General features: G+C 72.6%; 14 protein-coding genes. All 14 read left to right on the plus strand.

Annotated features, from left to right (window positions below; all coding sequences use genetic code 11):
* Positions 1–17 precede the first annotated feature (17 nt).
* The 14 genes from EUA98_RS01695 to EUA98_RS01760 all read left to right on the plus strand — a co-directional run bounded on the left by EUA98_RS01695 (position 18) and on the right by EUA98_RS01760 (position 18218).
* On the plus strand, positions 18–1907 hold the full coding sequence (locus EUA98_RS01695; protein WP_130101016.1) for an ABC transporter ATP-binding protein: 1890 nt from the start codon (positions 18–20) through the stop codon (positions 1905–1907).
* Positions 1904–3748: an ABC transporter ATP-binding protein gene (locus tag EUA98_RS01700; protein ID WP_130100935.1), complete on the plus strand. Its 1845-nt coding sequence runs from the start codon at positions 1904–1906 to the stop codon at positions 3746–3748. The genes EUA98_RS01695 and EUA98_RS01700 overlap by 4 nt, the downstream gene beginning before the upstream one ends.
* A 106-nt stretch (positions 3749–3854) precedes the next feature.
* Positions 3855–4262 (plus strand): phosphoribosyl-AMP cyclohydrolase, encoded by a 408-nt coding sequence (gene hisI / locus EUA98_RS01705; protein ID WP_130101017.1) that lies wholly within the window; start codon positions 3855–3857, stop codon positions 4260–4262.
* Positions 4259–5833, plus strand: a complete 1575-nt coding sequence (locus EUA98_RS01710; protein ID WP_130100936.1) for an anthranilate synthase component I — start codon at positions 4259–4261, stop codon at positions 5831–5833. Before hisI ends, EUA98_RS01710 begins: the two co-directional genes overlap by 4 nt.
* On the plus strand, positions 5830–6438 hold the full coding sequence (locus tag EUA98_RS01715) for a Trp biosynthesis-associated membrane protein (RefSeq protein ID WP_130100937.1): 609 nt from the start codon (positions 5830–5832) through the stop codon (positions 6436–6438). Before EUA98_RS01710 ends, EUA98_RS01715 begins: the two co-directional genes overlap by 4 nt.
* Before the next feature lie 50 nt (positions 6439–6488).
* Positions 6489–6797 (plus strand): HGxxPAAW family protein, encoded by a 309-nt coding sequence (locus EUA98_RS01720; RefSeq protein WP_242511204.1) that lies wholly within the window; start codon positions 6489–6491, stop codon positions 6795–6797.
* An 82-nt stretch (positions 6798–6879) separates the two neighbouring features.
* Positions 6880–7527, plus strand: coding sequence for a DUF4190 domain-containing protein (locus tag EUA98_RS01725; protein WP_130100938.1), 648 nt, complete (start codon positions 6880–6882; stop codon positions 7525–7527).
* Positions 7528–7546: 19 nt separating this feature from the next.
* A complete protein-coding gene (locus tag EUA98_RS01730; RefSeq protein ID WP_130100939.1) occupies positions 7547–8017 on the plus strand; it encodes a DUF2752 domain-containing protein in 471 nt (156 codons plus the stop codon).
* Between the two features lie 128 nt (positions 8018–8145).
* Positions 8146–8967, plus strand: a complete 822-nt coding sequence (trpC, locus tag EUA98_RS01735) for an indole-3-glycerol phosphate synthase TrpC (protein WP_130100940.1) — start codon at positions 8146–8148, stop codon at positions 8965–8967.
* A 35-nt stretch (positions 8968–9002) separates the two neighbouring features.
* Positions 9003–10283, plus strand: coding sequence for a tryptophan synthase subunit beta (gene trpB, locus EUA98_RS01740; protein WP_130100941.1), 1281 nt, complete (start codon positions 9003–9005; stop codon positions 10281–10283).
* Positions 10280–11113: a tryptophan synthase subunit alpha gene (trpA, locus tag EUA98_RS01745; protein ID WP_130100942.1), complete on the plus strand. Its 834-nt coding sequence runs from the start codon at positions 10280–10282 to the stop codon at positions 11111–11113. The genes trpB and trpA overlap by 4 nt, the downstream gene beginning before the upstream one ends.
* Positions 11110–12012 carry a prolipoprotein diacylglyceryl transferase gene (lgt, locus tag EUA98_RS01750; RefSeq protein ID WP_242511205.1) on the plus strand — a complete coding sequence of 301 codons (903 nt, stop codon included), beginning with the start codon at positions 11110–11112 and terminating at the stop codon, positions 12010–12012. Before trpA ends, lgt begins: the two co-directional genes overlap by 4 nt.
* Positions 12013–12172: 160 nt before the next feature.
* Positions 12173–16741 carry a glutamate synthase large subunit gene (gltB, locus tag EUA98_RS01755; RefSeq protein ID WP_130100943.1) on the plus strand — a complete coding sequence of 1523 codons (4569 nt, stop codon included), beginning with the start codon at positions 12173–12175 and terminating at the stop codon, positions 16739–16741.
* Complete coding sequence (locus tag EUA98_RS01760) at positions 16734–18218, plus strand: glutamate synthase subunit beta (protein ID WP_130100944.1); 1485 nt, start codon at positions 16734–16736, stop codon at positions 18216–18218. Before gltB ends, EUA98_RS01760 begins: the two co-directional genes overlap by 8 nt.
* The last annotated feature ends 8 nt before the right edge of the window (positions 18219–18226 follow it).

Here is an 18226-nt window from a genome sequence, read left to right on the forward strand (position 1 = left end):
GTCGATCGGTCCAGATCATGACGCGCGGGATCGCCGCCGAGCCGCGCACGTACGCCCTGGCGATCGGGGTGTCCGGGCTCTTCGGTGCGGCCACGGTGGCGGTGAGCCAGGTGCTCGGGGTCATCACCGACGACGTCATCGTGCCCGCGCTCGCGGGTTCGGCGGCGGCGCGTGACCGGCTGCCCCTCGCGGGTCTGGTCCTTGCGGCGGTCGCGGTGACGCTGGGTGTCAGCGTCGCGCTCCGCCGGATCTTCGCGGGGATCGGGTACGCCGACCTCCAGGCCGGGCACCGGAGCCGGGTCACCCGGCAGTACCTGCGCCTGCCCATGTCGTGGCACCGGCAGCACCCCACGGGGCAGCTGCTGTCGAACGCGAACTCCGACGTCGAGGCCGCGACGGGCGTGTTCAACCCGTTGCCGTACGCCCTGGGGGTCGCGGTGATGATCGCCGTGGCGACCGTCGCCCTGCTGCGCGCCGACGGGTGGCTCGCGGTCGCCGCGCTCGCGGTCCTGCCCGTCGCCGTCATCGCCAACCTCGTCTTCCAGCGGGCGATGTCGCCGGCGATCACCCGGGCCCAGCAGCTGCGTGCCGAGGTCTCGGACATCGCCCACGAGAGCTTCGAGGCGGCGCTCCTGGTGAAGTCCCTCGGCACGGCGCAGCGCGAGGAACGACGGTTCGCCGCCCGCGCGGAGGAGCTGCGGCACGCCAACGTGCAGGTCGGCCGGGTGCGGGCGGTCTTCGATCCCGCGATCGACCTGCTGCCGGGTCTCGGTGCGCTGCTCGTGCTGCTGGTCGGGACCGTGCGCGTGCAGGCCGGCGCGATCGGCACCGGCGACGTCGTGTCGGCCGCCTATCTCCTGACGCTGCTCGCCGTGCCCGTCCGCGCGTTCGGCTGGGTGCTGGGGGAGCTGCCGCGGGCCCTGGTCGGGTACGAGCGGATCGGCCGCGTGATCGACGCGCGCGGTGAGCTCGTGCCGGGCACGGTGCCTCTGGCGCCTGTTCTCGTTGGCGGGGGGCTCCGGGTCGAGATGCGGGGGGTGGGGGTCGACGTGCCCGCCGGTGCAGGCACGTCCACGCTGCTCAGCGGCATCGATCTCGACCTGGCCCCGGGCCGCACGGTCGCGCTGGTCGGGCCCACAGGCGCGGGGAAGACCACGTTGGTGGGCCTGCTGTCCCGGCTCTCCGACCCGACGACGGGAACCGTCACGCTCGACGGGGTCGACGTGCGCGACGCCCGACCGAGTGACCTCACCGCGCAGGTCGCGCTCGTGGCGCAGTCGACGTTCCTGTTCGAGGACTCCGTGCGGGCGAACGTCACGCTCGCCGACCCGGACGACCCCGCAGCGCCCGACGACGACCGGGTCTGGGTCGCCCTGCGGCTTGCCCGGGTCGACGCCGTCGTGGCGGCGCTGCCGGGTGGTCTGGATGCCCGGCTCGGCGAGCGCGGCGCGAACCTCTCGGGTGGCCAGCGTCAGCGGCTCGCGATCGCCCGGGCGCTGGTCCGCAACCCCCGGCTGCTGGTGCTCGACGACGCCACGTCCGCGGTCGATCCCCGGGTCGAGCGCCAGATCCTCACGGGCCTGCGCGAGCGCGGCGCCGACGCCGACCGTCCGACGGTGCTCATGGTCGCCTACCGGATGTCGTCCGTGCTGCTCGCGGACGAGGTGGTCCACCTCGAGGCAGGGCGCATCGTCGACCGTGGTTCCCACGCGGAGCTGCTCGTGCGGGACCCGGGCTACGCCGAGCTGGCGACCGCCTACGAGCGCGAGACCCAGCGCCGGGCCGACGACCGGGCGAACGGCCTCCTGGTCGACGGCGACCTCACGGACCTCGATGACCTCGAGACCGACGACCTCGTCAATGACACCGACGAGCCCGCGGATGACACCGCCGAGGACCGACGATGAACGCCCGTACGGCGGACGACGACGCCGGTGCGCGGATCGCGTCGACGAGCGGGCTCGGCGTGTTCGCGACGCTCCGGCGGGGCGTGCAGGTCTCGCCGGAGATCACCCGGGGTTGGGTGCTGACCCTGCTCCTCGCCGTCGTGGCCGCCGTCGGGCGCGTCGTGGTGCCGATCTCGGTGCAGCAGACGATCGACACGGGCATCCTCGCGGAGGGCGGGCCGGACGTGCAGCGGGTCGTGGTGCTCGTCGTGACCGCCACCGTGGTGCTGCTCGTCGCCGGGGTCTGCTCGGCCTTCGTCAACGTGCGGCTCTTCAGCTCGACCGAGGCCGGCCTCGCCTCGCTGCGGGTCCGGGCGTTCCGGCACGTGCACGACCTGTCGGTGCTCACCCAGAACACCGAGCGTCGCGGCTCGCTCGTCTCCCGGGTCACCTCCGACGTCGACACGATCTCGCTGTTCGTGCAGTGGGGCGGGATCCAGCTGCTCGTCTCGGTGCTCCAGATCGGCGTGGCGACGGCGCTCATGGCGGTGTACTCCTGGCAGCTGACGGTGCTCGTGTGGCTCTGCTTCGTCCCGCTCCTGCTCGTGCTGAGGCCCGCGCAGGGACGGGTGAACCTGGCGTACACCCGTGTGCGGGAGCGGGTGGGCGCGATGCTCGGGGCCATCTCCGAGGCCGTCGTCGGTGCCGAGACGATCCGTGCGTACGGCGTCGCCGAGCGCGTCCAGCGCCGGATCGACGCGTCGATCACCGCGACCCGCGACGCGATGGTGCACGCGCAGAAGCTCGTGTCGGTGGTGTTCTCGGGCGGCGTGCTCGTGTCCAACCTGGTCCTGTGCGCGGTGGTCGTGGTCGGGACCCGGCTCGGCATCGCGGGTGACATCTCCGTGGGCCGGCTGCTCGCGTTCCTGTTCCTCGTCCAGCTGTTCACCGGCCCTGTCCAGATGGCGACCGAGATCCTGAACGAGCTGCAGAACGCGGTCGCGGGGTGGCGCCGGGTCCTGGCCGTCCTGGAGACCCCGGTGGACGTCCGGGACCCCGGGGCGGCGGGCGTCGCCTCCGGCCGCGGACCGGCCACGGTCGAGCTCCGGGACGTCCACTTCGCCTACCCCGGCGGTCCCGGCGTGCTGCACGGGATCGACCTGACGATCCCCGCCCGCACCTCGGTCGCCGTCGTCGGCGCGACCGGGTCGGGCAAGACCACCGTCGCCAAGCTCGTCGCGCGGCTGATGGACCCCACGGGCGGCCAGGTGCTGCTCGACGGCGTCGACCTGCGCGACATCAGCGCCGCGAGCCTGCGGCAACGCGTCGTGCTGGTGCCCCAGGAGGGGTTCCTCTTCGAGGGCACGCTCGCGGAGAGCATCGCGTACGGGCTCCGGGACCACGACGGCCTCGGCGCCCCCGACCCCGAGCGCGACCTCGAACGCGACCGGCGGGTGGGCGCCGCCCTGGACGAGCTCGGACTGACCGGCTGGCTCGCGGAGCTGCCCGGCGGTCTCGCGACGCCGGTCGGGCAGCGCGGCGAGTCGCTGTCCGCGGGGGAGCGGCAGCTCATCGCCCTCGCCCGGGCCTACCTCACCGGGGCCGACCTCCTCGTGCTCGACGAGGCGACGTCGGCGGTCGACCCCGCCACCGAGGTCCGGATCGCCCGGGCGCTGGACTCCCTGACCGCCGGGCGCAGCACCTTGACGATCGCGCACCGGCTCTCGACGGCCGAGGCCGCCGACCTGGTGCTCGTGGTGGAGGCCGGTGCGGTCGTCGAGACCGGGACGCACGCCGAGCTCGTGGCCCGCGACGGCACCTACGCCGCGATGCACCGCGCGTGGGTGGCGCAGACCCGCTGACCGTCCGCCTCGGAGCTGATCGGGCCCACCGCCCCGTGAGGTGCCGTGGGAGGATCGTGGCGTGCCCCTCCAGCCCTCGCCCGACGTACCGCCGTCCGCCGCCGATCTGGTCCCCGACCAGGCCGGCGGGCTCGATCCCGCGATCGCCGCCCGCCTCACCCGGGACCACGCCGGCCTCGTGGCCGCCGTCATCCAGCAGCACGACAGCGGTGAGGTCCTCATGGTCGGCTGGATGAACGACGAGGCGCTGCGGCGCACGTTGACCACCGGCCGCGTCACGTTCTGGAGCCGGTCCCGCCAGGAGTACTGGCGCAAGGGCGACACCTCGGGCCACGCGCAGTACGTGCAGTCGGTCGACCTCGACTGCGACGGCGACGCGCTGCTCGTGCGCGTCGACCAGGTCGGTGCGGCCTGCCACACCGGCTCGCGCTCGTGCTTCGAAGCCGGTGGGCCGCTGCCGACCGCCATCGGGCACCGCCCCGGCACCGCCACGGACGCGGGGAGTCGGCGATGAGCGCGTCGACGGTGGACGGGGTCGCGGTCGACGTCCCCTGGGGTGCGACCTGGCCGTCGCTCGAGCTGTTCCGGGAGCTCGCGGCCCACCGCCGCGTGATCCCGGTCGTGCGCCGGTTGCTGGCCGACGACGTCACGCCCGTCGGGCTGTACCGCACCCTGGCCGGCGGCCGTCCGGGCACGTTCATCCTCGAGTCGGCGGAGGTCGACGGGGGCTGGTCCCGGTACTCGTTCGTGGGGGTGCACTCGCGGGCGACGTTGACCGTGGCCGAGGGCGAGGCCGTCTGGTGCGGCGACGTCCCCCGCGGCGTGCCCACCCACGGTCGGCCGCTCGACGTGCTCGCTGCCACCCTCGAGGTGCTGCACACGCCCGCGATCGCCGGCCTGCCGCCCCTGACCGGCGGGCTCGTCGGCGCTCTCGGCTGGGACGTCGTGCGCCACTGGGAACCCACCTTGCCCGCGGTCGCGCCCGACGAGCTCGGGGTTCCCGAGCTGACCCTGTGCCTGGCGACCGATCTCGCGGTCGTGGACCACCTCGACGGGTCGGTCTGGCTGATCGCGAACGCGATCAACTTCGACGACACCGACCAGCGGGTGGACGAGGCGCGGGCGGACGCCGTCCGGCGCCTGGACGCGATGCAGGCCGCGCTCGCGCACCCGGCCGCGCCGGCGACCGCGGTCCTGGGGGCCGGAGCCGAGCCGGAGCTCGAGTTCCGGTCGACCCAGGCCGAGTTCGAGGCATCCGTCGTGCTGGGCAAGGAGGCGATCCGGGACGGTGAGGTGTTCCAGGTGGTGCTCTCGCAGCGCCTGGACCTCGACTGCCCGGCCGAGCCGATCGAGGTCTACCGCATGCTTCGGACCATCAACCCGAGCCCGTACATGTACTACCTCCAGCTCCAGGACGCCGCCGGCAAGGACTTCGCCGTCGTCGGCTCGAGCCCCGAGACGCTCGTCAAGGTCACCGACGGCCACGTGGTCACCTTCCCGATCGCGGGCTCGCGCCCACGCGGGGCGAACCCGGCCGACGACCTGGCGCTCGGCGAGGAGCTGCTCGCGGACCCCAAGGAGCGGGCCGAGCACATCATGCTGGTCGACCTGTCGCGCAACGACCTGGTCAAGGTCTGCGAGCCGTCCAGCGTCGAGGTCGTCGAGTTCATGGCCGTCAAGCGTTTCAGCCACATCATGCACATCTGCTCGACGGTCGTCGGCCGGCTGCGCGCCGGCGCGACCGCCCTCGAGGCGCTGGCCGCGACGTTCCCGGCGGGCACGCTCTCGGGTGCGCCCAAGCCGCGGGCGATGGCCCTGATCGACGCGCTCGAACCGGCGCGCCGCGGGATCTACGGCGGCACGATCGGGTACTTCGACTTCGCCGGCGACATGGACATGGCGATCGCGATCCGCACCGCTGTGATCGCTGGCGGCCGGGCCAGCGTCCAGGCCGGGGGCGGGATCGTGGCCGACTCGGTCCCGGCGCTCGAGTACGCCGAGTCCCGCAACAAGGCGGCCGCGGCCGTCCGCGCCGTCCAGCTGGCTGCTCGCCTGCGCCCCGCAGGCGACGGCGCCGGCGCGTGAACCGGCCGGCCCCGGTCACCGACCGACGCGAAGGTGCACCCTCCACCCGGCGACGCGCGGTGCTGGTGGTGCTCGCCCTCGCCCTCGCCACCTTGGCCGCAGGCGTGCCGCGGTGGATGTCCACGGCGGGCACCTCGGTGCTCGAAGGGCTGGTCCCCGTGGACATCGCCGGGACCCAGGCGGCCCCGGCGGTGCCGGCGGCGGCGCTCGCGCTCCTCGCGGCGGCCGGTGCGATCGGGCTGGTCGGCCGGATCGGGCGGTGGGTGGTCGTGGCGGTCGTGGTCGGGCTCGGCGCGCTGCTCATCGGGTCGGCGCTCGCGGTGATCGCGGACCCGACGGCGGTCGCCGGCACCCAGGTCGCGAACGCGACGGGCGTGGCGACCCTCGCCGCCCCGGTGACCCTCACCGTCGCCCCGTACGCGGCCGCCGGCCTCGGCCTCGTGACGATCCTGGTGGGGGGCTGGCTCGCCGTGACGTCGCGCACCTGGTCGCGCTCGTCCGCGCGGCACGAGGCGGCCGGGACCACCGGGGGGGCGGGTGTCCCCGTGCCCGACGACGACCAGTCCGCCTGGGACGCGCTGACGCGGGGCGACGACCCCAGCTGAGTGCTGGTGACGATAGTGTTCGACGTGTCCGCAGATGAAAGGGCCTTTGCATGACCGATCCGTCCGTCGAGAGATCGACGTCCCTGTCCGAGACCGCATCGCTGCCTGCGACCGCGCCGTGGCGCAACCACGGTCGGACGATCGCCGCGTGGACCGCCGTGACCGTGGTGCTGGTCGGGGGGATCCTCGCCTCGTTCGGGGTGCTCGCGGCCCTGCCCTGGTTGTTCTGGGTGGGGATGGCGGTCGTCGTCGTCGGGGTCGTCGCCGGCAAGGTCCTGCAGATGGCCGGCTACGGACAGGGCGGGAAGTACACCCTCGCCCGCGCGGCCCGCGCCCGTGCCGAGGGACGCTCTCACTAGGCCTGTCCGCCACCATCGCAACCCGTGGGGCCCGGGCCGAAATCGCGGTCCGCGCTGCACGGGAGCCAACCAGGGAGGTTCGATGTCGGATCCGAACGCACCGATTGACCCGTTCGCCGCTGGGCGTGAGCCCGAGCAGCCCAGCTCCTCCGACCAGCCGGCGCAGCCGTCGGCGGGCGAGACCCCGTCGTCCTACGGTTCCCAGCCCTCGGGCTACGGTGCCGAACCGTACGGCGCCCAGCCGCCGGTGCCCGGCGCGCAGCCTCCGGCCTACGGTGCCCAGCCCCCCGCCTACGGTGCGCAGCCCCCGGCGTACGGTGCGCAGCCCCCGCCCTACGGTGCCCAGCCGCCCTACGGTGCCCAGCCGCCGTACGGCGCGCAGGCACCCGCTCCGTACGGCGGCGCCTACGCCGGCCAGCCGGGGTACGGGTTCCCGAAGAACAGCCTCGGCGTTTGGTCCCTCGTGCTCGGCATCGCCTCCTTCGTGCTGTCCTGCGGCTTCTTCACCGGGATCCCGGCGATCATCCTGGGGAACAAGGCCAAGCGAGCGGTCGCCGAGGGTCAGGCGAACAACGGTGGCCTGGCCACGGCCGGGATCGTGCTCGGGTGGATCGCGACCGTGCTCTTCCTGCTGGGGCTCATCTTCTTCTTCGTCGTGGTTGCGACGGGGGACTGGGAGATGGTCATCAACGACCTCAACGACCTCAACGACGCGAACCTGAACACCTGAGGTTCGAGGAGCTGAACCGGTGAGCACCGACACCGGCCGGCGCGGTCCGATCCCCCAGGCGGGGACGGGCCGCGCCGTCGTCGTCCGAGCGGTGCGCGGGCCCCTGGTGGCGGCGGGCCTCGCGCTGATCGCCACGGCGTACGTCGCGGCGGTCGACCCGAACCGTCCCGGGCACTACGTCGTGTGCCCGCTGCTGACCCTCACCGGGCTGTACTGCCCCGCGTGCGGCGGGTTGCGCGCGGTCCACGACCTCACCCAGCTCGATCTCGCCGGGGCGTGGGGCCACAACCCCCTCCTCGTCCTGGCGGCGCCGCTCGTCGTCGGCGCCTGGGGGCGGTGGCTGGTGCGGTCGTGGCACCCGGGCCGGTGGCGCCCGACCGTCACCTCGAGCCGGCGCAGCGCGTGGCTCGCAGCGGTGCTGCTGACCGTTCTGGTGGCGTACGGGGTGGCTCGCAACGTCCCCGCTCTGGCTCCGTGGTTGGCGCCGTGAGACGCTCGCGCGGAGGTGTTCATGCCCGTGCCATGGTCAGGTCCGATGGGCTCCGGCTCTACGATTGACGCAGTTTCGCCGCTACCCCTCGGGTAGGCGGCGTCGGCCAGGGGGAGGTTGGGGCGACGATGACGGTGCTTGACGACATCATCGCGGGGGTCCGAGAGGATCTCGCGATGCGCGAGGCAAAGACACCACTGAGTGCGCTCAAGGAGCGCGCCGCGCGCGCGCTCGGTGCCAAGGAGTGCCTGAGCACCCTGCACGACGACTCCGCCGTGGCCGTGATCGCCGAGGTCAAGCGGTCGAGCCCCAGCAAGGGTGAGCTGGCGTCGATCACCGACCCGGCCGCGCTCGCCCGCAAGTACGAGCAGGGTGGCGCGGCCATCATCTCCGTCCTGACCGAGCAGCGCCGGTTCAAGGGGTCGCTCGCCGACCTTGCCGCCGTTCGCGCCGCCGTGGACATCCCCATCCTGCGCAAGGACTTCATCGTCTCGCCGTACCAGATCTGGGAGGCGCGCGCCTATGGCGCCGACCTCGTGCTCCTGATAGTCGCGGCGCTCGAGCAGACGGTGCTCACCTCGTTCGTCGAGCGGGTCCACTCGCTCGGGATGACCGCCCTGGTCGAGGTGCACGACGGCGACGAGGTCGCCCGGGCCGTCGACGCGGGGGCCCGCATCATCGGCGTGAACTCCCGCAACCTCAAGACCCTGCTGGTCGACCGCGAGACCTTCGGCCGGGTGGCCCCGCTCATCCCGGCCGGGATCGTGCGGGTGGCCGAGTCCGGCATCCGCGGCCCGCACGACGTGATGGCGTTCGCCCGGCTCGGTGCCGACGCGGTGCTCGTCGGCGAGGCGCTCGTGACCGGTGCGGATCCCGGTGAGTCGGTGGCCAGCCTCGTCGCTGCGGGTTCGCACCCGTCGCTGCGCGCCGTGCGGAACCGACCGACCTGACCCGAACCGACCAGAACGTGAAGGAGCAGTCTCCGGTGGAGCAGAGCAGCAAGAGCGCGCGCGAGTCGTTGGCAACGGGTGCGGGCCCCTACTTCGGTGAGTTCGGGGGCCGGTTCGTGCCGGAGGCGCTGATCGCGGCGCTCGACGAGCTCGACACCGAGTTCCAGAAGGCCAAGGTCGACCCGGAGTTCCTCGAGGAGCTCGCGCGGCTGCACCGCACCTACACCGGCCGGCCCAGCATCATCACCGAGGTGCCCCGGTTCGCGGCGCACGCCGGCGGCGCGCGGATCATCCTCAAGCGTGAAGACCTCAACCACACGGGGTCGCACAAGATCAACAACGTGCTCGGCCAGGCGCTGCTGACCAAACGGATCGGCAAGACCCGCGTGATCGCGGAGACCGGTGCCGGGCAGCACGGTGTGGCGACGGCGACCGCGGCCGCCCTGTTCGACCTCGAGTGCGTGGTCTACATGGGCGAGGAGGACACCCGCCGGCAGGCTCTGAACGTGGCGCGGATGCGTCTGCTCGGGGCGGAGGTCATCCCGGTGACCACGGGGTCGCGGACGCTCAAGGACGCGATCAACGAGGCGCTGCGCGACTGGGTGACCAACGTCGAGACGACCAACTACGTGTTCGGGACGGTCGCCGGTCCCCACCCGTTCCCGGGGATGGTGCGCGACCTGCAGCGGATCATCGGGGTCGAGGCCCGACAGCAGGTGCTCGACCTGGTCGGGCGGCTGCCCGACGTCGTCGCGGCCTGCGTCGGCGGCGGATCGAACGCCATCGGCATCTTCCATGCGTTCCTCGACGACCCGGAGGTGCGGCTGGTCGGGCTCGAGGCCGGTGGCGACGGCGTCGAGACGGGTCGGCACGCTGCCACCATCACCGCGGGCAGCCCGGGCGTGCTGCACGGCGCCCGGTCGTTCCTGCTCCAGGACGACGACGGCCAGACGATCGAGAGCCACTCCATCTCGGCCGGTCTGGACTACCCCGGGGTCGGACCGGAACACTCCTTCCTCGCCAGCATCCACCGGGCCGAGTACCGCCCGATCACCGACGCCCAGGCGATGGACGCGTTCCGGCTGCTGTGCCGCACGGAGGGCATCATCCCGGCGATCGAGTCGGCGCACGCGTTGGCGGGCGCGATCGACCTCGGGCGCGAGCTGGGACCGGATGCGGTCATCCTCGTGAACCTCTCGGGTCGCGGCGACAAGGACGTGGAGACCGCCGCCGCCTGGTTCGGGGTTCTTGACGCCGAGCCGGGCGTCGTCGGCCAGGACGCCGTCGTCGGCCAGGAAGCGGGAGACACGCTGTGAGCGCGCTGACGATCCAGAGCAAGACCGCCGACCGGCTCGACGAGCTCAACGGTGCGGGGCGCGCGGCGTTGATCGGCTACCTGCCCCTCGGGTTCCCCGACGTGCCCGGCTCCATCGCCGCGGCCATCGCGATGGTCGAGGCGGGGGTCGACGTCGTCGAGCTCGGGGTGCCGTACTCGGATCCCGTGATGGACGGTCCGATCATCCAGAACGCCGTCGAGCACGCGCTCGCCGGCGGGGTGCGGGTGCACGACGTGTTCGCCGCCGTGGAGCAGATCGCGCAGGCGGGTGCCCCCGTGCTGGTGATGACCTACTGGAACCCCGTCATGCACTACGGGGTCGACGCGTTCGCGCGCGACCTGGCCGCTGCGGGCGGTGCGGGCCTGATCACCCCCGACCTCATCCCCGACGAGGCCGGCGAGTGGATCGTGGCCTCGGACGCGCACGGCCTCGATCGGGTGTTCATCGTCGCGCCCAGCTCGACGCCCCGGCGGCTCGCCTCGACGTCGGCCGCCTCCCGCGGGTTCGTCTACGCCGCCTCCACCATGGGCGTGACCGGGGAACGGACGACGCTCGGGGCGCGGGCGTCGGCGCTCGTCGCCGACACGCGTGCCGCCGGCGCCGCCCGGGTCTGCGTGGGCCTGGGGGTCTCGCGCCCCGAGCAGGCGGCCGACGTGGCCTCGTACGCGGACGGCGTGATCGTCGGCTCAGCGCTCGTGCGACCGCTCCTCGAGGCGGACACCCTGGCCGCGGGCATCGCCGGGCTCACCACGGTGACCGCGGCCCTCGCCGCCGGGGTCCGGTCGGCGGAACGTACGATCAGGACGTGATCTCCTTCGGCTCGGTGTCCGGACTTCTCCCGGTCGCCATCCCCAGCCCGTCCGTCTCCGTCTGGCACCTCGGCCCGTTCCCGCTGCGCGCCTACGCGTTCTCGATCCTGGCCGGGATCGCCGTCGCGCTGTGGATGACACGACGGCGCTGGGCGGAGCGCGGGGGAGACCCCGAGACGGTGCTCGAGATCGTGTTCTGGGCCGTGCCGTTCGGGATCATCGGCGGCCGGATCTACCACGTGATCAGCTCGCCGGACGCGTACTTCGGTGCCGGTGGCGACCCGGTCACGGCGCTGTTCATCTGGGAGGGCGGTCTCGGCATCTGGGGTGCGATCGCCCTGGGAGCGGTCGGGGCCTGGATCGGCTGCAAGCGCGAAGGCGTGCGCTTCTCGTCGTTCGCGGACGCGGTCGCCCCGGGACTGCTCGTGGCCCAGGCCCTCGGTCGGCTCGGGAACTGGTTCAACCAGGAGCTCTTCGGTGGTCCGACGACCCTGCCCTGGGGCCTGCGCATCGACCCGACCAGCCCGACCTTCCCCGAGGGCTACCCCGCGGACACCTTGTTCCATCCCACGTTCCTGTACGAGATCCTGTGGAACCTGGCGGCCGCTGCGCTGCTGATCTACCTCGACCGGCGGTACCGGCTCGGGCACGGTCGGGTGTTCTGGCTGTACGTGGTCATGTACACGACGGGTCGGCTCTGGATCGAGCTGCTGCGGATCGACCCGGCCACGTTGGTGCTCGGCCTGCGGCTCAACGTCTGGACGTCCATCGTGGTGGGCCTTGGTGCGCTGATAATGTTCGTCCTGGTCGGACGCCGTCACCCTGGGCGTGAGACCTCCGTCCTGGTGGAGCCATCGGTCCCGCAGGACGCGCAGAACTCGGCAGACGCGTCCCCGTGACTCGGGCCGGGTTGTGCGGGAAGACCTTGGACAGCGTGACCGGGTTCGTTTCCGGCATGTATCGTCCACTTCACACGTGCCTGCCGACGGCGTCCGGTACGTACCCCCATGTTCATGCAAACTCCCTGGCGTGGTGCCCGGGATGGTGAGGGCGGTCCAGATGTCCACGTCGTCGAAGCGCACATCAGAGGCTGTCGCGCCCCTGCAGCAGGGTCTGTACGACCCCGCCAACGAGCACGATGCGTGCGGGGTCGCGTTCGTCGCGACGCTGCGCGGCACGCCCGGGCGCGACATCGTCGACGCGGGGCTGACCGCCCTGCTCAACCTCGACCACCGCGGCGCCGTCGGTGCCGAACCCGACAGCGGTGACGGCGCCGGGATCCTCACCCAGATCCCGGACGCGTTCATGCGGGACGTGATCGACGCCGACCTCCCGCCCGCCGGGCACTACGCCATCGGCATGGCCTTCCTCCCGGTCGACGACGCCGAGCGGACCGCTGCGGTCGCCGCGATCGAAGCGATCGCCGTCGAGGAGAAGCTCGACGTGCTCGCGTGGCGCGACGTCCCCGTCACGGCGGACCTGGTCGGCCCGACGGCTCGCGCGTCCATGCCCCTGTTCCGCCACCTGGTCGTGGCGGACCCGTCCGGTGAGCTGTCCGGGCTCGAGCTCGACCGCCGGGCCTTCCGCCTGCGCCGGCGGGCCGAGCGGGAGGCCGACGTCTACTTCGCGTCGCTGTCCGCCCGGACGATCACCTACAAGGGCATGCTCACCACGTCCCAGCTCGAGCCGTTCTTCCCCGACCTGTCCGACCCGCGGTACGCGAGCGAGCTCGCGCTGGTCCACTCGCGGTTCTCGACCAACACGTTCCCGTCCTGGCCGCTCGCCCAGCCGTTCCGGCTGATCGCCCACAACGGTGAGATCAACACCGTCCGAGGCAACCGCAACTGGATGGCCGCCCGCGAGAGCACCCTCGCGAGCGACAAGCTCGGCGACCTCGCACCGCTGCTGCCCGTGTGCAGCGACTCGGCGAGCGACTCGGCGACCTTCGACGAGGTCCTCGAGCTGCTGCACCTGGCCGGCCGCTCCCTGCCGCACGCCGTGCTGATGATGATCCCGGAGGCGTGGGAGAACCACGCCGAGATGGACCCCGCGCGTCGGGCGTTCTACGAGTACCACGCGTCCCTGATGGAGCCGTGGGACGGCCCCGCCGCCCTCACCTTCACCGACGGCACCCTCATCGGCGCCGTGCTGGACCGCAACGGCCTGCGCCCGGGGCGGTACTGGGTCACCGAGGACGGGCTGGTCGTGCTGGCCTCCGAGGCCGGGGTGCTCGACATCGACCCCGCGACGGTCGTCCGCAAGGGCCGCCTCGAGCCCGGCCGCATGTTCCTCGTGGACACCGGCGCCGGCCGGATCGTCGAGGACGAGGAGATCAAGACCCAGCTCGCCTCCCAGCGCCCCTATGCGCAGTGGGTCGAGCAGTATGCGATCGCCCTGCCCGACCTGCCCGAGCGCGAGCACGTGGCGCACTCCCGCGCCTCGGTCCACCGGCGCCAGCGAGCCTTCGGGTACACCGAGGAAGAGCTCAAGATCATCCTCGGCCCGATCGCCGCCAGCGGGGGAGAGCCGCTCGGAGCCATGGGTTCGGACACCCCGCTCGCGGTCCTCTCGACCCGTCCGCGGTTGCTCTTCGACTACTTCACGCAGATGTTCGCGCAGGTCACGAACCCGCCGCTGGACGCGATCCGCGAGGAGCTGGTGACCTCGATCGGCGGGGCGATCGGCACCGAGCCGAACCTGCTGGACGACACCCCGGAGCATGCCCGCAAGCTCGTGCTGCCGTTCCCGGTGATCGACAACGACGAGCTGGCCAAGATCGCCCGAGTGCACCGCGATCCGCGGCTCGCGGGGACGTTCAAGGCGATCACCGTGCGTGGCCTGTACCGGGTCGACGGCGGCGGCGACGCCCTCGAGGCCCGCCTCGAGGAGATCTTCGCCGAGGTCGACGAGGCCGTCGAGGCCGGGGTCAACTTCATCGTGCTGTCCGACCGGGACGGCGACGCGACCCTCGCGGCCATCCCGTCGCTGCTGCTGTCGAGCGGGGTGCACCACCACCTGCTGCGCCGGCGCACCCGCACCCGCGTCTCGCTCGTCATCGAGGCCGGCGACGTGCGCGAGGTCCACCACGTCGCGCTGCTGATCGGCTACGGCGCGGCCGCGGTCAACCCCTACCTCGCGATGGAGACGGTCGAGGACCTCGCGATCGCGGGCTACCTGGACCTCGCGCCTGAGAAGGCCGTCGCCAACCTCATCAAGGCCCTCGGCAAGGGCGTGCTCAAGGTCATGAGCAAGATGGGGATCTCGACCATCATGAGCTACCGCGGCTCGCAGGTCTTCGAGGCCATCGGGCTGTCGCAGGACCTCGTCGACACGTACTTCCACGGGACCACGAGCCGGTTGGGGGGCATCGGTCTGGACGTGATCGCCGCCGAGGTCGCGGCGCGGCACGCCGACGCGTACCCGCGCAGCGGCAACAGCCTGCCGCACAAGCGGCTCGCCGTCGGCGGGGAGTACCAGTGGCGCCGGGACGGCGAGGAGCACCTCTTCGACCCCGAGACCGTCTTCCGCCTGCAGCACTCCACCCGGACCCGCCAGATGGGCGTGTTCCGTGAGTACACGCGGCGGATCGACGACCAGTCCCGTCGTCTCATGACGCTGCGCGGGCTGCTCTCGTTCCAGGACGGCGCGCGGCCGGCCGTCCCGCTCGACGAGGTCGAGCCGGTCAGCGAGATCGTCAAGCGGTTCAACACCGGGGCGATGTCGTACGGCTCGATCTCCGCCGAGGCGCACGAGACCATGGCGATCGCGATGAACGCGCTCGGCGGGCGCTCGAACACCGGCGAGGGCGGCGAGGACCCGGACCGTCTGCGGGACCCCAAGCGGCGCAGCAAGATCAAGCAGGTCGCCTCGGGCCGGTTCGGGGTCACGTCGGACTACCTGACGAACGCCGACGACATCCAGATCAAGATGGCCCAGGGCGCCAAGCCGGGCGAGGGCGGCCAGCTGCCCGGGCACAAGGTCTCGCCGGCCATCGCGGCCACGCGGCACTCCACGCCGGGCGTCGGCCTCATCTCGCCGCCGCCGCACCACGACATCTACTCGATCGAGGATCTCGCCCAGCTGATCCACGACCTGAAGAACGCCAACCCGGTGGCGCGCGTGCACGTCAAGCTCGTCAGCCAGGTCGGCGTCGGCACGGTGGCGGCGGGGGTCTCGAAGGCGCACGCCGACGTCGTCCTCATCTCCGGGCACGACGGCGGCACGGGTGCGAGCCCGCTCACGTCGCTGAAGCACGCCGGTGGGCCGTGGGAGATCGGCCTCGCCGACACGCAGCAGACGCTCGTGCTGAACAACCTGCGCGACCGGATCGTCGTGCAGGTCGACGGCCAGCTCAAGACCGGGCGCGACGTGATGGTGGCGGCGCTGCTCGGGGCCGAGGAGTTCGGCTTCGCCACCGCCCCGCTGGTCGTCTCCGGCTGCGTCATGATGCGCGCGTGCCACCTCGACACCTGTCCGGTCGGCGTCGCCACCCAGAACCCCGAGCTCCGGGCGCGCTACACCGGCAAGCCGGAGTTCGTCATCACGTTCTTCGAGTACATCGCCCAGGAGGTGCGCGAGCACCTCGCCGCACTCGGGTTCCGCACGATCGCCGAGGCGATCGGGCGGGTCGAGACGCTCGACACGCGCTCGGCGATCGAGCACTGGAAGGCCGACGGTCTCGACCTCGGTCCCGTGCTCGCTGTCCCGTCGCCGGCCGAGGGCTCCTCCTTGCGCCACACGCGCTCGCAGGACCACGGTCTTGCCAAGGCGCTCGACAACACCCTCATCGCGCTCTCCGCCGATGCGCTCGAACGCAGCGAGCCGGTCCGGATCGATCTGCCGGTGCGCAACGTCAACCGCACGGTCGGCACGATGCTCGGGCACGAGGTGACCAAGCGGTTCGGTGGCGCCGGGCTGCCGGACGGCACGATCGACCTCACCCTCACCGGCTCGGCCGGCCAGTCCCTCGGCGCCTTCCTGCCCGCGGGGATCACGATCCGCCTGTTCGGCGACGCCAACGACTACGTCGGCAAGGGGCTGTCCGGCGGGCGCATCGTGGTGCGCCCCGACCGGTCGGCGGTCCTCACCGGTGACCGCGACGTGATCGCGGGCAACGTGATCGGCTACGGCGCCACCTCGGGCGAGATCTACCTGCGCGGCGTCGTCGGGGAGCGGTTCGCGGTCCGCAACTCCGGGGCGACCCTCGTCGTCGAGGGGGTCGGCGACCACGGCTGCGAGTACATGACGGGCGGCACCGTCCTCGTGCTCGGTCGGACCGGGCGCAACTTCGCCGCCGGGATGTCGGGCGGCACCGCGTACGTGCTCGACCTGCGCCCGAGCGCGGTCAACCTCCCCGCGCTCGCGTCGGGCGAGATCACCCTGGCGACGCCGGACGACGACGACGTGGCCCGGATCGAGGGCCTCCTGCGCCGCCACCACGACGAGACCGGTTCGCCGCTCGCGGCCGAGCTGCTGACGGACCCGACGGCGCTGCGGAGCCGGTTCACGCGGGTCCTGCCGACCGAGTTCGCTCGGATGACCATCGCGATGGCGAGCGCGAAGGCCGAAGGTCTCGACCCGGGCGCCCCCGGCGTCTGGGAGCACATCCTGCAGGTCTCCCGTGCCTGACCCTCGCGGGTTCCTCACGTTCCGGGAGCGGGAGCTGCCCGCGAACCGGCCCGTCCCGGTGCGGCTCATGGACTGGCGCGAGGTGCACGCGCATCGGGCCACCCACCCGGAGGACCTGGCGATGCTGCAGCGCCAGGCGACCCGGTGCATGGACTGCGGCATCCCGTTCTGTCACCAGGGCTGTCCGCTCGGGAACCTGATCCCCGAGTGGAACGACCTGGCCCGGCAGGAGCAGTGGGGCGACGCGATCGAGCGCCTGCACGTGACGAACAACTTCCCGGAGTTCACCGGCCGGATCTGCCCCGCGCCGTGCGAGTCGGCGTGCGTGCTCGGCATCAACCAGCCGCCGGTGACGATCAAGAACATCGAGGTCTCGATCATCGATGAGGCCTTCGAACGTGGCCTGGTCGCGCCGCAGATCCCGCAGCGCCTCACCGGGTTCACCGTGGCCGTCGTGGGCTCCGGTCCGGCCGGGCTGGCCGCCGCCCAGCAGCTGACGCGGGCGGGGCACACCGTCGCGGTGTACGAGCGCGACGACGCGATCGGGGGGCTGCTGCGGTACGGCGTCCCCGACTTCAAGCTCGAGAAGATCCACATCGACCGTCGGCTGGCCCAGATGGAGGAAGAGGGCACCCGCTTCCGCCCGGGCATCACGATCGGCAAGGACATCACCTGGGCCGATCTGCAGGCCCGGTACGACGCCGTGGTCGTCGCCACGGGTGCGACCGTGCCGCGCGAGCTGCCCCTCCCCGGGCGCGAGCTCGAGGGCGTGCACGTGGCCATGCCCTTCCTGCACCAGTCCAACCTCGTGGTGGCCGGTCGGGCGGTGCCCGACCAGATCCTCGCGACCGGCAAGCACGTGGTCATCATCGGCGGCGGCGACACCGGGTCGGACTGCCTGGGTACCGCGTTGCGGCAGGGGGCCGCGTCGGTCACCACGCTCGCCATCGGCAAGCACCCGCCCACGGACCGGCCGGTCGACCAGCCCTGGCCGACCGACCCGATCGTGTTCGAGGTGTCGAGCTCGCACGAGGAAGGTGGTGAGCGCGACTACCTCGCGTCCACCGTCGCGTTCGTCGGGGGCGAGGGCGCCGACGCCGGCCACGTGCGACGGCTCCGGCTGGCCACCACCGAGTACCTCGCGGACGGACGCCGGGTCCCGACCGCCGGCACCGAGCGCGAGATCCCGGCGGACCTCGTGCTCATCGCCATGGGGTTCACCGGACCGGAGAGCGCGGAGCTCGTCGAGCAGACGGGTGCCGACCTCACCGGCAGGGGCTGGGTCGCGCGCGGCGACGACTACGCGTCGAGCGTGCCCGGGATGTTCGTGGCCGGCGACGCCGGCCGGGGCCAGTCCCTCATCGTCTGGGCGATCGCCGAGGGCCGCGCCGCGGCCGCGTCGGTCGACGCCTACCTGTCCGGGGGCACCGAGCTGCCGTTCCCGATCACCGCGAGCACGGTTCCGCTCCGCCCCTGACCGCTCCG

Source organism: Pengzhenrongella frigida, assembly GCF_004168625.1.
Classification (GTDB): Bacteria; Actinomycetota; Actinomycetes; order Actinomycetales; family Cellulomonadaceae; genus Pengzhenrongella; species Pengzhenrongella frigida.

Coding starts and splice junctions, on each gene's coding strand:
- gltB (WP_130100943.1), top strand. CDS start 12,173: ATGTCCACGTCGTCGAAGCGCACATCAGAGGCTGTCGCGCCCCTGCAG.
- EUA98_RS01725 (WP_130100938.1), top strand. CDS start 6,880: ATGTCGGATCCGAACGCACCGATTGACCCGTTCGCCGCTGGGCGTGAG.
- EUA98_RS01700 (WP_130100935.1), top strand. CDS start 1,904: ATGAACGCCCGTACGGCGGACGACGACGCCGGTGCGCGGATCGCGTCG.
- EUA98_RS01695 (WP_130101016.1), top strand. CDS start 18: ATGACGCGCGGGATCGCCGCCGAGCCGCGCACGTACGCCCTGGCGATC.
- EUA98_RS01710 (WP_130100936.1), top strand. CDS start 4,259: ATGAGCGCGTCGACGGTGGACGGGGTCGCGGTCGACGTCCCCTGGGGT.
- trpC (WP_130100940.1), top strand. CDS start 8,146: ATGACGGTGCTTGACGACATCATCGCGGGGGTCCGAGAGGATCTCGCG.
- EUA98_RS01720 (WP_242511204.1), top strand. CDS start 6,489: ATGACCGATCCGTCCGTCGAGAGATCGACGTCCCTGTCCGAGACCGCA.